The organism is Pseudomarimonas arenosa, assembly GCF_014841215.1.
GTDB classification, from domain to species: Bacteria; Pseudomonadota; Gammaproteobacteria; order Xanthomonadales; family Xanthomonadaceae; genus Pseudomarimonas; species Pseudomarimonas arenosa.
In genome coordinates this window covers 17,939-35,043 of record NZ_JACYTR010000051.1, presented here as the reverse complement: position 1 = coordinate 35,043, position 17,105 = coordinate 17,939, and the positions used below count along the sequence as shown (strand labels likewise).

The window sequence follows — 17,105 nt, the reverse complement described above, 5'->3', positions numbered from 1 at the left end:
CACCTGCGCCGCCAGCCAATCCGCGGTGGTCTCGCCCCGCGTGGCCAGCGCAAACGTGTAGTTCGAATAACCCAGCACGGCAACGAATAGGCGCACCGGCTGCACCTCGCCGGTTTGTCGGTCGATGATCGCCAAGTTCGGCCCGGCATAGTCGATCAGCATCGCCGCGCCCGGCGCATGCTCGCGCCGCAACACCGTCGCCTGCTGCTCGGTGAACGTCGCCAACTGAGCACAGAACGCGCTGTAGCCCAGGCCATCCGGGTACTCGGCACGGTACTGCTGCCACAGATGGCGCCGGGTCATCGCCTTATGGCTGACCAAGGCCGTCTGGACGGCAGCGAAGTCCGGCAACGGCACGGCAGGCGCCGATGCAAGTCGAGGATACAGCCGTGCTTCCAGCGCCTCCTCGTCCAAATCAGTCGGCCAATTCAGTCCGGCCGCCTGAAAACGCCGGAGACATTCCTGCACCGTCGACAGCGCCAACGACACGGCGAGCGCAATCGCCCGCCCACTCAAACCGGCCTCAAAGTGAAGCCGCAAAATCTCCAAAATCTTACGCATGGGTAACCTCCGTTGAGCCACCGCCAACCTCCTGTTCGTGGGAGGCCCGACGGTAGCGGGTTACCCGCCTACACCCCGACCGGCATGCGCTGGAATCGGTGACCGGCTTGGCGTGGAATCACTGACCGGCATGCCGTGGAATCTGCGACCGGCATGGCGTGGAATACGCAGGGCGGGCCCCGGCCCGCCATCGCAGCATGTAAGCTTGCGGCCGGCTGCCATCGCAGCACATAGCCCCGCGGCCGCCTGACCTCATGGCATCACACAACCTACGACGGTGGGCGGCACGCCCACCCTACGAGCCAGCGAAACGCAAAGTGTAGGGCGGGCCCCGGCCCGCCATCGCAGCATGTAAGCTTGCGGCCGCCTGCCATCGCAGCGTATTGCCCCGCAGGCCGCCTGACCTCATCGCATCGCACAACCTACGACGGTGGGCGGCACGCCCACCCTACAGGTCGGCGCAACACATTGTGTAGAGCGAGCGCCATCGCAGCGTTGCGGGAGGGCGGTTCGACAGCATCGTAGGGTGGGCCTGCGGCCCACCATCGCAACGCCAGGAACCAAGGCGATGCACGAAACTTGCAGCGGTGGGCGACACGCCCACCCTACGCCAAGGCGGTTGTGGGGTGGGCCGTTCGACAGGCTCACGGCAGGCCTGTGGCCCACCATCGCGACGATCGGATTCACGGCGAAGGTCAATACGAACGACGGTGGGCGGCACGCCCACCCTACAGGTCGGCGCAACGCATTGTGTAGAGCGAGCGCCATCGCGTAGTAGGGTGGGCCGTTCGACAGCATCGTAGGGTGGGCCGTTCGACAGGCTCACGGCAGGCCTGCGGCCCACCGGTGTAACGATTGAGTTCACGGCGCCGCTCAACAAGCGGGATGGTGGGCGGCACGCCCACCCTACGATTTGATAGCACCGAACTCCACCACCTTGAACCCATCTCGCCCAGCCTCCGGATACTCCACCCGATAGCCGTGCGCGGCCTGCAGCCCCGCATTGCGCCAATGCCGGTTGTACTGGGTGTCGTAGTTGAAGTGCAGGGTGGGGTTGTCGCCGCCGAACTTGATCAGGCGGGCAATGGCAACGTCATCTGGATGTTTGAAGTAATTGCCATTGGTGGAGATCAGGTAATGCTTGCAGTCGATCAGCTGCAGCAGGTCCTTCGATACGTTGTACTTGCTGCCGTGATGCGGAATCTTGAAGGCGTCGATGGCGAGTGGGGTTGTCGGCGTGGCGCCTAGTGCTTGCAGTTGTGGCACCAGCACATCTTCATGCGCATCGCCGGCGAGCAGGATGCGTCGGCCGCCGTATTCGGCGAGAAAGGCGATGCTCGATCCATTGGCTTCGGAGTGATCGCCGCTGAAGGGTTCGGCGGCGAGCAGGTCGATATTGATTGCGCCGAAGGATTCCAGCTCGTCGTCTTCCTCATTTAGCACGTACTCTTTAAGCACCGCGCCCGGTGTAATGCCGGCCTTGCGACATTCCTTGACCCATTCTGGCTTCAGCTCATCGAGCTTGGCGCGGGTAGGGGAGAGCAGGGTGAGCTTGAGCTCGTCCAGCGTGATGATGTTGCCGCAGGCGGTGTCGGACACCACCACCGCCGCGCCACCAAACTGGCTGTTCCAGGCCCAGCCCTTCTCGACGATCAGGCCGCTGAGTTCCTCGCCCATCTTGGCGCCAAAGGCTTCCGTATCGTCGTCCTCGGTGTCGACCACGGTGATCGATTCGCCCTCCAGGTGCGCCCAGGTGTTGAACCAGATACTGCGCACCTTGATGTCCAGCGCAGGGTCGCGCATCAAGGCCAGCATGCCATCGATATGATCGCGATCGACATGGGTCACCACCAAGAGTTCGAGTGTCTTGATCTCTTGCTCGGCAAGCAGGTTGGCCAAGGCATTCTTGTAGGTCCAGTTGCGGCCGGCATCGATCAGCACGTGGCGCCGCGCATCGGGCGCGCCGTAGCTCAGCAGCAGACAGTCGCCTTCTTTGGCTGGCAGCATGGTGAGGCTGAGGGAATCAGGCATGGGCGTACACCATGGTGGGTTTGGCCTGCTGATCGTGCCAGTGCCGCGCGACATTCAGGTTAAGAAAACTGTGCTCAGGGTCAGTGGCCATGGCGATGGGTTCGAGCAGGGCCAGCCGCTGCTTGGAGCGCTCATCGCCTTCGCTGGCGAAGCGGCGCAAGCCTTCCAGCATCAATCGCAGGCCGAAGGTGAAGAACGGCAGCCCGCGATCAAAGCCACGATGCAGGGCGTCGTAGGCGCCGTCTGCATCCTTGTCACCGAGCACGAAGTACAGCGCCGAGCGCAGAATGGCACCATCGGGCAGCCAGTTAAACCAGTTGTCGAGGTTATCCAGCCAATGCTTCCAGTCATCGGCGCGCGAGGAGTACACGCGCCGATCGAGCCCCAGCATCAGCAGATAGCCACCGAAACTGGCGGCCAACGGACTGCTGATCTTGTGGAACAGCAGATCGCGCGCCTTGTCGAAATCGATCAGCCGCGCCGCTTCCAACACCGCGCCATTGTTCAGATAGCCCAGCGCCGTGTTGATCATCGGATCGCCGATGGTGAGCGAATAACTCGGCACCGCGCCTGGCGAAGGCTTTTGCAGCAGCAGCTCGACTTCGATCTCGTTGCCCTCGCGCGTCCACGGCACGGGCAGTGAGACCAGGGAAGCGCCCTGGTTCGACCGAACCAGCAGATACACCCGTTCAAGGTCTGAGCCCGCGCCGAAGTGGAAGCTGCCGCGTGTGGCGCCATCGCCCAATGAGCCGCCGTAAACGATCTCAAATAGCGCATCGGTTTCCATCTCCTGCACCGGCGTGGCAATCTCGATGCAATCGCCCAGACGTTCGGCCGATTCATTGGCGCTGAGATCAGCCTGGATCAACTCACCTAGCTGCGCCAGGCCCACCGTTTCACCGCCACTGTGCGGCTTCACCAGATGCAGGGAGAACCCATGCTGCGGGTCGGCCGCCAGCGAGGCATAGCTTGGAAAGGCAACCGGCTGGCTCGGCAGCAAGCTGGAGCGTGCCTTCAACCCGCCACTCATGGCCTGCAATGAGGTCCACTCGGCCGGCCCCTCGTGCGGCACATCCACCACCACTTCAGTGTCACGTCCGCTGGCGATCTCGAAGCTTTCACTCGCGATCTTCCCATCGGGCAGGGTGAGCTGCAGCAGATAGTGCCCGGCCTCGGCATTCCTCAGTGGATCGATCTGTTCACGCCGTGAGCTGGACCAATCGACCATCGGCACGGTGATCTTGCTCACAAACACCGGACCTTGCGGGGCTTGTCGATACACGCTGCCAACCAGGCCGGCCTCGGCTTCGCGTTGGAAGAGCAGGGCGCGCGCCGCCATCTTGACGCTCATTTCGGCACCTGAATCATAAAGTCGCGGTAAGGGGGCACCACGATTTCCCCGGCGCGCTGTCCATTGCGCGCCGCGATCTGCGCTTTGAAGTCGTACACGCCCGTGGGCAGTTCGGTGCGCCATTCATTCGGCGCCGGCCCACGGCGGCTGATCTCTTCGCCGGCTCGCCAACAGGAAAGATCAGCCAATTCGGTATCGGATCTAGGGTCGCAGAACACGGTCACCGGTATCCGCGGTGCGTTCTTCGGCAGATGGAACTCGAACTCGACCAATCGCACCGCCGGATTCTTGATTTTCGGCCCACGCAGCGACAGCCCGCGGTGAATCGATGCGTTCAAGTCGCCGGTGCTAACCCGCCAGCGGCCATCGGCACTGCGATTATTGGCCGCGCCGCCGTTCAAGCCGCGAATCAGTTCCTCGGTATAGAAGCTCGGCTTGTCACGCCGGCCATAAGCCGCTTCGCCTTCCACGGTGGAAAACAGCACGGCGTAGTTCCAATCCGATTCGAACGGCCGATGGATATCGTCCTGGATCACCAGCTGACCGCTGGCGGTGGTATTGCGTGCGATGTCGGTTACCGTGCGGCAAGCATCGACAAAGAAACACTGCTGCGACGCCGCGCAACGGGCCATGCCGCGTTGCATCGCGGCGAAGTCAATCGCACCTTCCATCGGCATGGCACGCACCTGGCCGTAATCACGCAACAGCAGGGTAAGCCCTTCCAGCCCACGCGCCACGCCGTGGCCACAGAAAAAGAACAACATCAGGTTCTGCTCGTTGATGTCGCCGAGCGCAATCCAGTCGCGCAGCGCCTGCACCACATTCCTGCTATCGGCCGACACAGGCGTGACCGGTGCAGCGAGTTGCGGGTGCGAGAACGTGGTTGACTGTGGCGCCGACACCAGCAAGCTGAGTGAAGCCAGCGGTGTATCTGGATTGTTGAACTCATCCAACAACCAACGCGCAACGGCGTAGGCCGATTCCGGCGGCGAGGTCAGCTGGCCCAGGCCGCCATTTAGATCGGTTGTCGGCCCACCACCACCCAGCAAATGCGGATAGTGCCCCACCCCGATCACCGCCGCATGGGTAGCGGGTTTGCCGCTATCTATGCGGGCCTGATCCTTCCACACCAACGGCTCAGTCATGTCGCCCCTCGCAATTGTGGACCCAGCGCCGAATCATGACCTTCCACGACACCCCCATCGACTGCGGCTTGCGGAACAGACCGACTTGGAAGGCTGCGGCGCGAAAACCTCCGCCGGAGAGAGCGAGGCCGAGACCGAGGCGTTTTGCTGGAAACGGATTTCGATGGTCATGGGGAGCTCCGTTGATGATGAGGCCTGGGCGAGAGCTGTGTTTTGATTTGATGCTTGGAAACCCCTCTCCCCTCGAGGGAGAGGGGTTGGGGTGAGGGGGCAGGGCCCTGATCTAAACCAGACGCTTCGCTGTGCCGACTACCAAACCGAACGACAAGAGCCTGCACCGAGGGTTGCCGATTGGCGGGTTCAACCTATCCGGTGTCACGGCAGGCGCACATCTCGCACGCGGATGAGGCTGAATGCTTCGCGGCGTTTGACCGGCATGGCTATCAAATGCCTTCAAGGCGAGTTGGAAGTGAATTACTTCACTTGATGTTTGGTCGTCGACCGGCTCAGACTGCGCGGAGAGACGTGAAGTTGCCACAACCGGCGGTATCGATCTATTGCAGACGGTCGACTCCCCCCATCGAGAAAGCAGGCGCCATGAGTCGAAGCTGGCATGGCTGGACCGTGCCGAGAATGGACTTGGCTGTCAGGTTGGGCGCCAGATGACGCGGTATCTGTCAAATGGCCTCGTGGCGCCATGTAGGAATTTTCTGAAAGTTGCAGGGCCGTTGACTTGTTGGGAGCGAAGCTAGATGTCACGTCTGCCGGCTAATCTGACGTCCAATCGCAGTTGGGCTGCAGTGTTACTGTTCCGACCATCCTGACAGCGAGGAGAGGCAGCATGGCGCGTAAGTACAAGTTTCCTGACCCGAAATCCTGCAAGCTGAAAGACCGGGCAGTTCTCTGCACTGCCGAGAGAATGCTTGCGATCTACAACCAGGCGAAAGAGATTGACGCAAAACGAATCTCCAAGAGCGTCCGTTCTTGGTTCGCCGCCGAGGCTCAAGCTGCTGGGTGGGCAGGCGTCCACTTCCTTCCTGAGGTCCAGTCTGGTCACGGTGCCGGGTGCGTGCTCTTTATCCCGCCACAACAGATTAACGTTTCCATCAAGGTGACAAAGCAGACGCTCATTCTCGCGGCCGAGACTGAGTAGTGCTGTGCTGCCGCCCAACTATTCGTTAAAGCGGGCCGCGGGGAGAGGCTATCGTGTTTCCCGATGGTGTACCGACCAGCGGCCGCGTAGCGCGGCGTTGGACAGCACGCAGAACCTAATCGCACCACTTCCTCGCGCGCTTCAAGACCCAAGGAGACTTCCGGTGATTCCACAAACCGCAGAAGAGTACTGCCTGTTTCTACAAGGCGAGAATCTTGCTCTCAACGTGGCGGTTCGCGCATTGCTTGAGTCGAATCCCGACAAGGAGCGCCTTCTGTCGTCGCTCAAGCAGATCCAAGGTCGCGCGCACGAAGCGATGAAGCAGACTCCGCCTCAAAGCCTGACGATGTTCCGATACGAGCAGTTCTTGGAACAGCTCATTGAGGGACTCTAGTGGTGGGCAACGCGAACGTGTTCAGTCAAACTATGCGTTCAAGCGAACCGCGGGGAGAACCTTTGATGTTTCCTGAACGGTGGTCGCACTGCGGCCGCTTGACGTGGCGTTCGGCGTCATAGGGCGGAGACGTGCGCGTTTCCGAATTCTTTCAGCTAGGACGGACGCAGGCGTTCCTGGACTTTGTCGATGTTCAGTTGGACACCGACCTTCCTGTCTTTGTGGACCCCACTGCGCTGAGGGGCCTAAAGTCTGGGTTTGGCCACGAGTGTGCATCCCTCGTTCAACACTTCTTTCAGGCCGTGCTGAATCGGATTCAGACGGGCGATGACGACGATGCGAGGCGATTGCTGTCGTCGCTGAACGAAAGGAATGAGTTTCACCTCGGCTACTCGCAGGGTCAATCTCAAGGCCACGGATTCGGCGACAAATCAGCAAACTCTGTCTGGGAGGCGCTGTCACGAAGCCAAGCTTCTCGATCTGGGCTGCTACAGGATCTCGAAGACACTTGCCTACTCATTGAGGGAATTGGGCGTGATATGGTCTCGGATGCGGTTTGTAACATCATCCGCGGGCCGCTGATTCGCTACACGCAGTCGGCGTGTGCCTACTATGGAGTCCCGCTGTCTCCGGATGTCGCGTCGGGTCCGATTTGGGATCCTGTTAGCGAACGTTGGGGCTCGGAGCTCCTACCTCTACCCATAACAACCTATGGCAAAGTAATTCTAGTGCCTAAGATACTTGTCCGGCATCGCCTTAGCTATGAACTTGGCGAGTACTACAGGCACTTTCTCCTTCCTGAGATGCAACTGGAAGAGCTGAACAAGAATTCCAGTTTGGTTGAGGTGCTTAAGGACGGACGTCGCCGTGTAACAAAGAAGGCCTTGATTGAAAAGTACGGCTCCGACAAGCTTGCCGTTGTTGAGCAGACAATCAAACACCCGCAGGCACTGACAGGGTATCGCGAGCAAAAGCAGGGTAATCCACCGCCGCCGCTACTTCACGAGCAGTTTGCCGAAATTGAGGGCATGGAGTCGCCGGATTGGAATGCGCTGATAGATGCACTTCGATCCACACCGGTTGGAAATGCCGATGCTACGAATTACGAGAATGTGGTAGAGCAGCTTCTAACGGCCATTTTTTATCCATCACTTTGCTCGCCCACGAAGCAGCGCGAGATTCATGATGGACGAAAGCGAATCGACATCACCTACACGAACGAATCACGATCAGGATTTTTTCATTGGCTGGGTCAGCACTACCCGAGCGCATTTGTTTTTGTTGAATGCAAAAACTACGGCCGTGAACTGGGGAATCCAGAACTTGACCAACTCGCTGGTCGGTTCTCTCCGATGCGGGGTGTGTTTGGTCTTTTGGTTTGCCGAAGCCTTGAGGATGTGTCCCTGTTCGAACGGCGATGCATCGATACAGCGAAAGACCAGCGAGGCCTCATTATTGCGCTCACAGACGATGACCTCGTTGAGCTTGCCGCCGCAGAACGAGACGGGCATGCGACTTCCGATTTTCCGCTTCTAATGAGAAGATTCCGTGCGCTTGTTGAATGACGCCCCAACTTTGCGTTGAAGCGGGCCACTGGTAAAGGCTTTCATGTTTTCTGCCAATCGATAGGCCAGAAGCCGCGCAACGCGGCGCTAAACGCCACAATAGACGCTTCCTGTGTAATCCATTTCCACCCGAATTTGAATGTCTGCTTTCGAGTAGCCAGCTAGCCCGCGCAGGGCGGGATTTGACGTTTTGACCCGCCGAATACATGACAGAAAGCCAACCTGGCTTGGTGCGTGGCGGCAGTGTCTTGTCTACCCGACTGCATCTATGTCTGTTTGGCGGGTTGAAACCCGCCCTACAGAAACTGGAGGCTAAGGCCGTTCCCACCTTCCCGCGCCCGCTAAACCCATCAAACCCACAACCCACTCCGCCAACACCCGATCAAGCTCCCGACCTTCCCCCGACGCTTGAACCGCAAGCTTCGGCCCCACACCCTCAAAATAACCCATCTGCTCCACCAACCAAGCGGAAAGTTCAGCTGGCATCGGGCAACGATCCGCTTCCGAGGCTTGCACTTTCGCTGCCTGTAGCTCGCCGATCATTTGGCGTTCGCTGTCGGATACCCATTCGGCTTGCAGCAGCTTTTCGAATTCGGTTGGGGGTTGGCTAAGGGTGTGTTCGATCCAGCGGCAGGCGAGCAGGGGGCGTAGTGCGTAGAACACTTTCTTCAGTCGCACGCTGGGCTGGTCGAGGTGGTCGCGCCACATCGATTGCGCGGTGCGCAGGTAGTGGAGCACGGCGTGTGGGGGGCGGAAGAACGTTGGGATGAGCTGGCGCAGGCGTTCGACGAAGGCATCGTCAGATCGATACACGATGGGTGAGCCTAGCCATTCGTTTAGCGCAAGGTTGCACTTGGCGAACAGTCGCAGTGTTTTGCGTAGCTCCCAGCCGCTGAGGTCGAGGTCGCCGGGCAACCGGGCTTCGATCACGTCGCGGGGTTCGGAGACGCGCAGATACCATTCAAGCTCGTGCACGTAGATGAAGCGGACGTCGTAGTCGCTGTCGGGCGAGGCACAGCCCCAGGCGCGACTGCCGGACTCGGCGGCAAACAGCACACGCACTTGCTTGTTGTGCTCGATCTCGGCGATCGACGTTTCGATCGCGGCCCGCACGCTTTCGTCTACTGACATCGGTGCTCCCATTGGGTGGTGAGATCGGCCAATAGGCGATCGGCGGCGGATGCGTCGCAGCGTTCGGGGAGGTCGCTGCGCTCGAGCTCTCGCTCGCAATCGTCTGCGATATCTTGAGCAATACTCATGATCTCGTCGTAGCTCATGCTGCCTGAGCGCACTCTCAGCAGGAGGTCGCGTGCCTCGCCTTCGAAGCGAATGATCGGCAGACCGCGGCGCAGCATGGACTGGCCAGAGAGCAGCAGGCGAATCGTGTGCATCAGGTTCTTGGCGTCGTAGTCCAGCTCGCCGCGCTCCTGCGCCTGCCAGCGCGCCTCATTGCGCTCGGCACGCCAGGCCCAGTAGTTGCGGTGATCCTCACAGGCTTGTCGCCAGGCTTGTTCGCGAAAAATCAACAGGCCGGCGAAACGCGCGCGTTCATCCTCGATCGGAATGGGTTGCAGACTGAGCATGTCGTTACGAAAAACCCCGCGCACCCCGTCTAAACGTGTCGATTCGTCGCGCCTGCTCTTTGCTTTCTCCCAGGGGGAGGAGAGCCTTGGACTCGATCCGCGGTGCCCGAAGGGTGGATGGCCCCCATGAGTCTAGAAGGCAGCACTACTCGGCCTCGAAGACACCCGGCCCTCACCCCAACCCCTCTCCCACAGGGAGAGGGGCTAACAGCGGCTTCTGCGGAGGGCGCGTTGATCATCGATTTCGGAAACAGTCATCACGCTGGGAGATCGTTGGTCTGGCGTCCAAAGGGTGTGTCGACGTTGGCAAATCAGTCGAAATTCTCGTTTCGTAGTCGCTGCCAGTCGACGGGCTGCCCGGTGGAAAGGTCGAAGTCCACTAGCACATCGATGCACGCGCGAGCTTTGCCCTTGTTGAATCGCACCCCGATGAACGGTGGCGGCGCGCTGCCGCCGGAAGGCGGGGGCTCCAACGACAATGCCGGCGAATGCCAGTCGCGCGTGGACACCTCGACGTACCCAAAGCGCTCCTCGCGCGTGAGCGCGCCTTCCGCCACACGCGAAAGATCGAGCCACTGCACTTTCCATGAGCTGTCGTCACCCCACACGCAGCCCCAAACAAAGCCAAAGGTTCCATCTGGCAATTCGCAGTCCTTCGACCAGTATGGCGAACCGGGCAGGACCGAATCGTCGTGAAGATCCCACCAGTCGGGAACGTAGAATCCCACCGGGCAGAAGTCCCACTCGTTGTCGGGCTCTTCGGCGACAATCTCCCCCGTGGCCAGGTCCAGCACCGCTGACTTCGTGTAGTCGCGAGACACCAGTGCGAAGTTTCGGCCGCGTTGGCGAAAGGGCTCAAAGGTTTCGAACATCGCGTGATTGCGCGCGTACCGCGCCCGCTCTTCGAGGCCTTGCGGCGTGCGCTCAAACACCTCCACTTGGGCGCAGCCGACGGAGCCTTCCTTCGCGTGCGCGCAGAATCGATCGCGCGGCTTCGGCCTTTGGGGAACCTCGAAATCCGTCTCAACCACGAGCTCGCGGATCACAAAGCCCTGGTCGTGGTGTTTCGCTGCCCAATTCGCGCCATGCATTTCCTTCGCGTGCAGCCGAGCGATTGCTTCTTCGGCATCCTCGCGCGTGCGGAACGATCCGAAGTACACGTCATTGGGGCGTCCGCCATGGACGCCGTACACCAGGAAAATGCTGCCGCCTCGCATCGGCGGATGATAAGGGAGAATTGTGGTGCCGCAGTAGTTCAGCGGTGTGGCGTACGCTTTGGGTCGAGTCCTCCTCAACCATCCGGAGCGGCGTCGTTGGGCGCCGAATCCATTGGCCGGGTCAACCGTCAGCCCTTACGCAATCGCAGGAAGTACCAAGCCAACAGGAAACAACCCAGCATTTCAATTGCGCTGCGCCATTGGAACTTGCGCCCGTTGTACTCGGCATACCCAAGGTCAAGCGCGAAGCCCAGCCCCAGTAGACTGAAGCCAACGCATAGGATGAGGTGAAGCCTCTGCTTATCGGGCATATTGTCTTCTCGAATGCAGTCGGTGCCGCCTAGTGGCAACTGGATCAACAGGCATGTCGGGTCGATGGGACTCCAACTGCGGTATCGCACCCGACTCGCATATCGCTCACCTAGTGGACCGAAGCGTTTCGATGATCTTCGCATCCACCCAGAAAATATCCACGTTCTCGAACTGGTCCGAGCCCATGTTTCTGACGAAGAACAGGTACTTCCCATCGGGTGTCACCTTTGGCCCTGCTTCGTAGGCGTCGGTGTTTACCTTGTCGCCCAGGTTGATGGCTTCACCCCATGAACCATCTTGCTGTCGGAAACTGATATACAGATCGACATCGCCAAATCCGCCGTCCTTGATGCCATCCCACATAACGTAGGATTCATCGGGCGCGATGAAAGGGTGAGAGTTTCGTGTTCCGGAGTTGATCGAGTCGTTGAAGGGTTTTGGCGCTGCACGTTTGCCACCGATCAGTCTTGAGAATCGAAGAACGCCTTCGTCCTCTGGATGCCTTTCGTCAATGGCATAGGTGCCATGCAACGACGCAGAAAGGCTCATGATGGCGATTTCAGAAAAGGGCGCCTCAAGATCCTTGGTCTCAGACCAGCCGGAGTCGGTGCGCTCCCTGTATTTCTTGCCAAGATGCATGGTTTTGCCATCGGGCGAGAAGAAGGGATAGAAGGGTCGAGGTTCTTTGCTGACTGTCTCAACCCATTGGTTGCCTTGTTGCTTGTAGATGACAGTTTCGAATTTGCTGTTGTCTGGCCGCTTTCGGATGAAATAGAACTCATCCATTGTGGGGGTGAAGACGCCGCCATCATCAAATCCATCTGTGGTCACGATACCTGGCGCGAAGGGTTCGGGCGTTAGTCCCGGTGGCTTTTGTCCGAGATACGGGCCTTCAAGAGCTGCTTCGGCATGACTTGTGCTGCCCAGCAACAGCATGGAGAGTAGCGGCAGTGATGCGCTTATGGATTTCATGACTTTCCTTAGTCTGCAGGTTGGCGAGTTTCCGTTGAGATCTAGCACTATGGACATTGCGCCTAAAATTGAGTGTGATGTTGGCCGTGGCCCATATAGCTACAAGGTTGATCGCGTTGTTATTCGCGCGACATGTTCGACTGAACGATAGGTTATTGAACACCGCCACATTGGCCGCCCAGCATGCGGCTAGTTCGCTATCAACCTCGGCCCATGCTCTCGATGGCTTCGCCCACATCGGTGGTGATGTTGAATGCGGAATCAAATAGCCGGCCATCAACAGCCTGCACCGGTCTTGGTTCCGAAGAGCGACCTTGTCATGCAGGGACGTGGCTCGCTGTGAGGGCGCCGGTGCGCCAAGAGGATGCAGGCTAGTCGCTGCGATCAATGCCCGGATGTGTCGAAAGTAACGGCCGGTGACATTGGCGATTGCGCAGGAGGCTGGGTTGTGTTCATGGCTCTGACGAAAGTCTGTGCTGAGCGAGTCGAAGCGGCGGGTTTCTCCCCCTCTCCCCAACCCCTCTCCCGCAAGGGGAGAGGGGCTTTACAGCTACTGTCGCCCGACTCGAAAGATCAATAGACGGACGTTGAATTGTGCCTTTGCCTCGACGCAGCGAAAGGCCAGAGCCTGTAATCTCAACTGTGTGATTGCTCCATTTTGAGGGCGGCACGAGCCGCCAAGGAGCAGGCGATGACGCAGAAGATGGATGAGGCAGATCGCGCGTTTTGAGCGCAATCAGGCGCGGATCGTGTCATCAAAGGCCATGGCCCGCTGTGAATGCGCCGCTGCGCCAGGAAGATGCAGGCTAGTGGCTTCGATCAGTGCACGGATGTGTCGAAAGTAACGCCCCGTTCGTCATTCCGGCGCAAGCCGGAATCCATGGCTGGCTGGGCAAGCCCACGCCTTGGGTGCGACATCACGCTGGGCTTCGCTGCGCGCCAGGCGGTACGCCTGGGGCGGCTCGTTCAACCGCCGCGGCGAATCTACCAGACTAACTGCACCCGCGGGCTTATTACCGGCTGCCAGGCCCCTTGCATCCACTCGCCGTTTTCGTAGCGGCTGATGCGCAGTTCGATGCCACCCTCAGCACCGCGTCGCGCGTGCACCCTTAGCAGGCCGTTTGGGTCGTCGGCACGGGCCACCAGCTGCGCCCTCAGGCCGGCATCGAGGGGGAGCTTGGCGGAGATCGCCTCGCTATCAAGCACGGTGCTACGTTTGGCGTAGACGACGTGCAGTGCCGTGGTCTCGAAACTGTCGGCGAACACCCGGTCGGTTCGATCGACATCGGTCGCGCTGTTGTTTCCGGAGTTACTGTCGGTGAAGCCGTCCGGCGCGGCGACCGTCGCGGTGTTGCTGACCGTGCTGTCGCTGTAGTCGGCGGCGAGCGTCGTCATGAGTTCGAATACGACCGCATCACCGGCGCCGACGTTGACCGTCTGATCGATATCGCCGCTACCGCTGGCCGAACTGCACGCCGTCGCGGCACTGGGCGGCACCGCCTCGCAGCTCCAAGCGGCGTTGCCGAGCGCTGCCGGCAGCAGATCCTGTACGCGGGCGCCGACGGCATTCGCCGGGCCGGCATTGAACACGTTGATCGTGTAGGTGAGCACCTCGCCGGCCTGTACATGATCAACGCCGTCCGACTTGCTGATCTGCAGGTCGAGCAGGTTGCCGGCAATCACGTCGATCTCCAGCGTAGCGGTCGAGGTCGTTGTGCCGTCGCTGACCGTGTAGGTGAAGTGGGCCGTGCCGGTGGTGTCGGCCGGCGGCAGGTAGGCGAATCCGCCGTCGCTGGCCAGGATCAGCGTGCCGCCTATGCCGGCGGGGGTATAGGTACCGGACACCACCGACAAGCCGTCGCCATCGACATCGCTGTCGTTCGCGAGCAGACCTTCGGCCGCCGACACTGCCAGTGTCTGGCCGCTCACAATGGAATAGCCGTCGTCCACCGCTAGCGGCGCATCGTTGGCGCCGTCGACGGTGATGGTCACGGTCGCCTGCGCGCTGTCGACGCTGCCGTCGTTGGCGGTGTAGTGGAAACTCACATCGCGCGATTCGCCGTCGTCGAGGTCGTCGAAAGCGCCGGCAGCATTGAAGGTAAAACTGCCGTCGCCGTTGTTGACCGCGCTACCGGCGGACGGGGCGCCGACCAGTGTGTAGCTCAGCGGTTCGTCATCGACGTCGCTGGCATCGAAGGCGATCACGGCGGCAGCGTCCTCACCGACATGCGCGGCGACGTCTGCTGCGACCGGCGCATCGTTGATACCGCTGACGGTGACCGTGATCGTGCCGATATCGGAGGCACCGCTGTCGTCGGTGACGCGGTAATCGAAGCTCACCTGACGCGACTCGCCGTCGTCGAGATCGTCGAAGTCGCTGCCCGGATCGAAGCTGACGCTGCCGTTGCTGGCGATACCGGCCGTACCCTGGGCCGGCGCAGAGGCCGGGGTGTAGACCAGCGGATCGGACTCGGGATCACTGGCCGATACGCTGCCGCCGACGCTGCTGTTCTGGCTGGTCGTCAGCGCCAGATCGCCGGCGACCGGCGCATCATTGCTGCCGATGACGGTGATCTCAATGCTGCCCGAGGCTGAGGTCAGATCGCCATCGCTGACCGTGTAGCCGAGCGTGACGATGCTGCTGAAGCCGACGTCGAGCGCCTCGAACTCGCCGTTCGGATCGAACGAAAACGTGCCGTTGCCGAGATTGGTCACCACGCCGGCCGACGGCGCGCCGGTGAACGCATAACTCAGGGTTTCGCCACTGTCCGGGTCGCTGCCGGCAAAGGCGAACGTTGCCGCCGCGTCCGATTCGCCGATGCTGCCGCTGACCGCGGCCGCGGTTGGGACATCGTTGATGCCGCTGACCTCGATGCTGAGGTTGGCGTCCTTGGTCGCATAGCCATCGCTGACGCTGACCGCGACGTTTACCGTCGCGCTGTCGCCGCTGTCCAGCGACAGGAAATCGGCGCCGGGCGCGAAGGTGAATGCGCCATTGGCAGCCACTGTCAGCGTGCCGCCGGCAGCCGGCGTCATGGGGTTGCCGACATTGCCGGTGACGCCATCGACAGCGACCACGGCGAGGTCGCTGTCCTCATCCGCGGCGACATCGCTGTCGTTACCCAGCACGTTGCCGCTGACATTGCTGTCCTGATCGGTGCTGGCGCTGTCGGCGACCACGGTCGGGGCGGTGTTCTGCACCTCGACGGCGCCGATATCGCAGTCGCTGCCGGTGCTGCCGTCGGCATCGACGTCGCGCGCCTCGCCGCGCTGGTCGAGCCCGCTGCAGCCACTGGCGGCGTCGACGGCAACCGAACCAGGGCCTGGCAGACGCGTGTAGGTCGGGCCGCCGTTATCGGCCAGCGCACCGAGCGCGAGGTCGCTGCTGCTGACCACGGTGGCGCCGAGCGCGTCGCAACTGCTGTCGGTGGCCAGATTGTCGCTGCCGGACAAGGTGCTGCTGGAAAGACTGCAGGCGCTGCTGCCGTCGCTGATGATCGACCGGGTCACCGACAGCGTCGACGACGAGGCGCGAATCTGCGGATCGGTGCTGCCGCTGTCAGCGATGGTGACCCCGGTCAACGACAGCGTGCCGCCGCCGAACAGGCCGATCGCGCCGGCACCGCCGGTGGTATCAGAGCGATTGCCGTCGAAGGTGCTGTTCTCGATCGTGAGCTCACCCCCTGTCTGGTACAGGCCTATGCCCGGCTGGGACGAAGACAGCGCCCCGGTATTGCCGGCGACCACCGAACCGGTGATCGTGCTGCCCGCATCGGCAACATGCAGATACAGATAGATGCCGCCCCCGCTACCGCCAGCACTGTTGCCTTCGACCACCGAGTCGATCAGGGTCAATTTGGCGAAGGAGGCGATGCCACCTCCGACTGCAGAATAGTTGTCGCGTAGCGTGCTGTTGCTGATCGTGATCGAGCCGCTGCCGGTGCCCGCGTACACAGCGCCACCGGCGCCACTCGCACTGTTGTTCTCCAGCGTGACGTGATCGAGCACGAGATTGCCGGCGCCGATCGAGATGGCGCCGCCTGGACCGTTGGCACCGCAGCCGTTGGCCAGGGTGAGATCGGATAGGTTGAGCTGACTGCCTGACGCGCCCTGCAGCAACAGTCGAAACCTGCCAGGGTCTGGCGCACCCAGCGTGCAGGGGACGCTGTCGTCGCGCTCGATGCGGGTGCCGTTGCCGGTGATGCTTAGCGGCCCGGCAATCGTGGCGAGGGCGCTTGTCAGCGTGATCGTCTGCGCCGAGGGCAGCACGATCGTGTCGCTGCCGCTGCCGGCCACGCACTCGCCGCTGCCGGTGCGATCGTTGTCGGTGTTGCTGTTGGCGTTCTGGATCGCCTCGTGCAGCGAGCAGAAGCCATCAGCGTCGTTGATGCCTGAGGCGGTGGTGTCGACGGTAATTGTTGCGGCAAAGCCGGCGGCCGGGGCGAACAGGGCGATGACGGCGGCTGTCAGTGGGCGAAGTGCGAGCATCGGCGCGGATCCGGTTGAACGAAGCCGCAGGGTGGCATGGGAATGTGGAGGCAATGAGGAGAAGGTAAGGGTTTGATGGTTGGGGGGCGTGGCCGGACGAAGTAGGCAAGGTGAAACTATGTGTTACGCACTACGCACGAGCCAATTCACCTCTGCCGGCACTTCCCGGTCATGGGCTATTCCAGGCCTTGGCTGGCAGGCTTGGAACTCGACCTTGTTCACCGAGACGGCGCGGTGATCAACGTTATGTTAGCGGGTAGCTTGAGTTTCGTCGGCGCCAACGGCGCGGCCGGCAGCTCAACCGGCGGTAGCGGTGCTGTGGGCCGGGCGGGT

The 17,105-nt window shown here is 61.2% G+C and carries 13 protein-coding genes; 3 read left to right on the top strand and 10 right to left on the bottom strand.

Features of this window, described 5'->3' with window-relative positions:
• From IFO71_RS16925 to IFO71_RS16910, 4 genes are all read right to left on the bottom strand, one after another.
• Nucleotides 1-561: winged helix-turn-helix transcriptional regulator (locus IFO71_RS16925; RefSeq protein ID WP_192030849.1), on the bottom strand; the 561-nt coding region annotated here is incomplete at its 3' end.
• Between the two features lie 906 nt (nucleotides 562-1,467).
• Nucleotides 1,468-2,592, bottom strand: coding sequence for a ComEC/Rec2 family competence protein (locus IFO71_RS16920; protein WP_192030848.1), 1,125 nt, complete (start codon nucleotides 2,590-2,592; stop codon nucleotides 1,468-1,470).
• Entirely contained in the window at nucleotides 2,585-3,943 is a 1,359-nt protein-coding gene (locus IFO71_RS16915; RefSeq protein ID WP_192030847.1) for a hypothetical protein, read from the bottom strand. The genes IFO71_RS16920 and IFO71_RS16915 overlap by 8 nt, the downstream gene beginning before the upstream one ends.
• The gene (locus IFO71_RS16910) at nucleotides 3,940-5,088 is read right to left on the bottom strand and encodes a caspase family protein (RefSeq protein WP_192030846.1); all 1,149 of its coding nucleotides are present in this window, start codon (nucleotides 5,086-5,088) and stop codon (nucleotides 3,940-3,942) included. The genes IFO71_RS16915 and IFO71_RS16910 overlap by 4 nt, the downstream gene beginning before the upstream one ends.
• A gap of 841 nt (nucleotides 5,089-5,929) precedes the next feature.
• Here IFO71_RS16910 and IFO71_RS16905 point away from each other — a divergent pair.
• The 3 genes from IFO71_RS16905 (at nucleotide 5,930) to IFO71_RS16895 (ending at nucleotide 8,200) form a co-directional block, all read left to right on the top strand.
• Nucleotides 5,930-6,241, top strand: a complete 312-nt coding sequence (locus tag IFO71_RS16905; protein ID WP_192030845.1) for a hypothetical protein — start codon at nucleotides 5,930-5,932, stop codon at nucleotides 6,239-6,241.
• 163 nt (nucleotides 6,242-6,404) lie between these two features.
• Nucleotides 6,405-6,635, top strand: a complete 231-nt coding sequence (locus IFO71_RS16900) for a hypothetical protein (protein ID WP_192030844.1) — start codon at nucleotides 6,405-6,407, stop codon at nucleotides 6,633-6,635.
• Nucleotides 6,636-6,766: 131 nt separating this feature from the next.
• Entirely contained in the window at nucleotides 6,767-8,200 is a 1,434-nt protein-coding gene (locus tag IFO71_RS16895; protein ID WP_192030843.1) for a hypothetical protein, read from the top strand.
• Between the two features lie 312 nt (nucleotides 8,201-8,512).
• On the opposite strand, the gene IFO71_RS16890 is transcribed toward IFO71_RS16895, so the two are convergent.
• The 6 genes from IFO71_RS16890 to IFO71_RS16865 form a co-directional block, all read right to left on the bottom strand.
• Entirely contained in the window at nucleotides 8,513-9,331 is an 819-nt protein-coding gene (locus tag IFO71_RS16890) for a nucleotidyltransferase domain-containing protein (RefSeq protein WP_192030842.1), read from the bottom strand.
• Nucleotides 9,322-9,783 (bottom strand): nucleotidyltransferase domain-containing protein, encoded by a 462-nt coding sequence (locus IFO71_RS16885; RefSeq protein WP_192030841.1) that lies wholly within the window; start codon nucleotides 9,781-9,783, stop codon nucleotides 9,322-9,324. Before IFO71_RS16885 ends, IFO71_RS16890 begins: the two co-directional genes overlap by 10 nt.
• A gap of 311 nt (nucleotides 9,784-10,094) precedes the next feature.
• Entirely contained in the window at nucleotides 10,095-11,000 is a 906-nt protein-coding gene (locus tag IFO71_RS16880) for a hypothetical protein (protein WP_192030840.1), read from the bottom strand.
• A gap of 128 nt (nucleotides 11,001-11,128) precedes the next feature.
• Nucleotides 11,129-11,311 (bottom strand): hypothetical protein, encoded by a 183-nt coding sequence (locus tag IFO71_RS16875; protein WP_192030839.1) that lies wholly within the window; start codon nucleotides 11,309-11,311, stop codon nucleotides 11,129-11,131.
• Nucleotides 11,312-11,417: 106 nt separating this feature from the next.
• Nucleotides 11,418-12,284, bottom strand: coding sequence for a TolB-like translocation protein (locus IFO71_RS16870; protein ID WP_192030838.1), 867 nt, complete (start codon nucleotides 12,282-12,284; stop codon nucleotides 11,418-11,420).
• Nucleotides 12,285-13,268: 984 nt separating this feature from the next.
• On the bottom strand, nucleotides 13,269-16,772 hold the full coding sequence (locus IFO71_RS16865) for an Ig-like domain-containing protein (RefSeq protein WP_192030837.1): 3,504 nt from the start codon (nucleotides 16,770-16,772) through the stop codon (nucleotides 13,269-13,271).
• Between the last annotated feature and the right edge of the window lie 333 nt (nucleotides 16,773-17,105).

What these genes read in the sequence shown, in the direction of transcription:
- IFO71_RS16905 (WP_192030845.1), top strand. Translation starts at nt 5,930, where the DNA reads ATGGCGCGTAAGTACAAGTTTCCTGACCCGAAATCCTGCAAGCTGAAA.
- IFO71_RS16870 (WP_192030838.1), bottom strand. Translation starts at nt 12,284, where the DNA reads ATGAAATCCATAAGCGCATCACTGCCGCTACTCTCCATGCTGTTGCTG.
- IFO71_RS16890 (WP_192030842.1), bottom strand. Translation starts at nt 9,331, where the DNA reads ATGTCAGTAGACGAAAGCGTGCGGGCCGCGATCGAAACGTCGATCGCC.
- IFO71_RS16915 (WP_192030847.1), bottom strand. Translation starts at nt 3,943, where the DNA reads ATGAGCGTCAAGATGGCGGCGCGCGCCCTGCTCTTCCAACGCGAAGCC.
- IFO71_RS16880 (WP_192030840.1), bottom strand. Translation starts at nt 11,000, where the DNA reads ATGCGAGGCGGCAGCATTTTCCTGGTGTACGGCGTCCATGGCGGACGC.
- IFO71_RS16910 (WP_192030846.1), bottom strand. Translation starts at nt 5,088, where the DNA reads ATGACTGAGCCGTTGGTGTGGAAGGATCAGGCCCGCATAGATAGCGGC.
- IFO71_RS16865 (WP_192030837.1), bottom strand. Translation starts at nt 16,772, where the DNA reads ATGCTCGCACTTCGCCCACTGACAGCCGCCGTCATCGCCCTGTTCGCC.
- IFO71_RS16875 (WP_192030839.1), bottom strand. Translation starts at nt 11,311, where the DNA reads ATGCCCGATAAGCAGAGGCTTCACCTCATCCTATGCGTTGGCTTCAGT.
- IFO71_RS16920 (WP_192030848.1), bottom strand. Translation starts at nt 2,592, where the DNA reads ATGCCTGATTCCCTCAGCCTCACCATGCTGCCAGCCAAAGAAGGCGAC.
- IFO71_RS16885 (WP_192030841.1), bottom strand. Translation starts at nt 9,783, where the DNA reads ATGCTCAGTCTGCAACCCATTCCGATCGAGGATGAACGCGCGCGTTTC.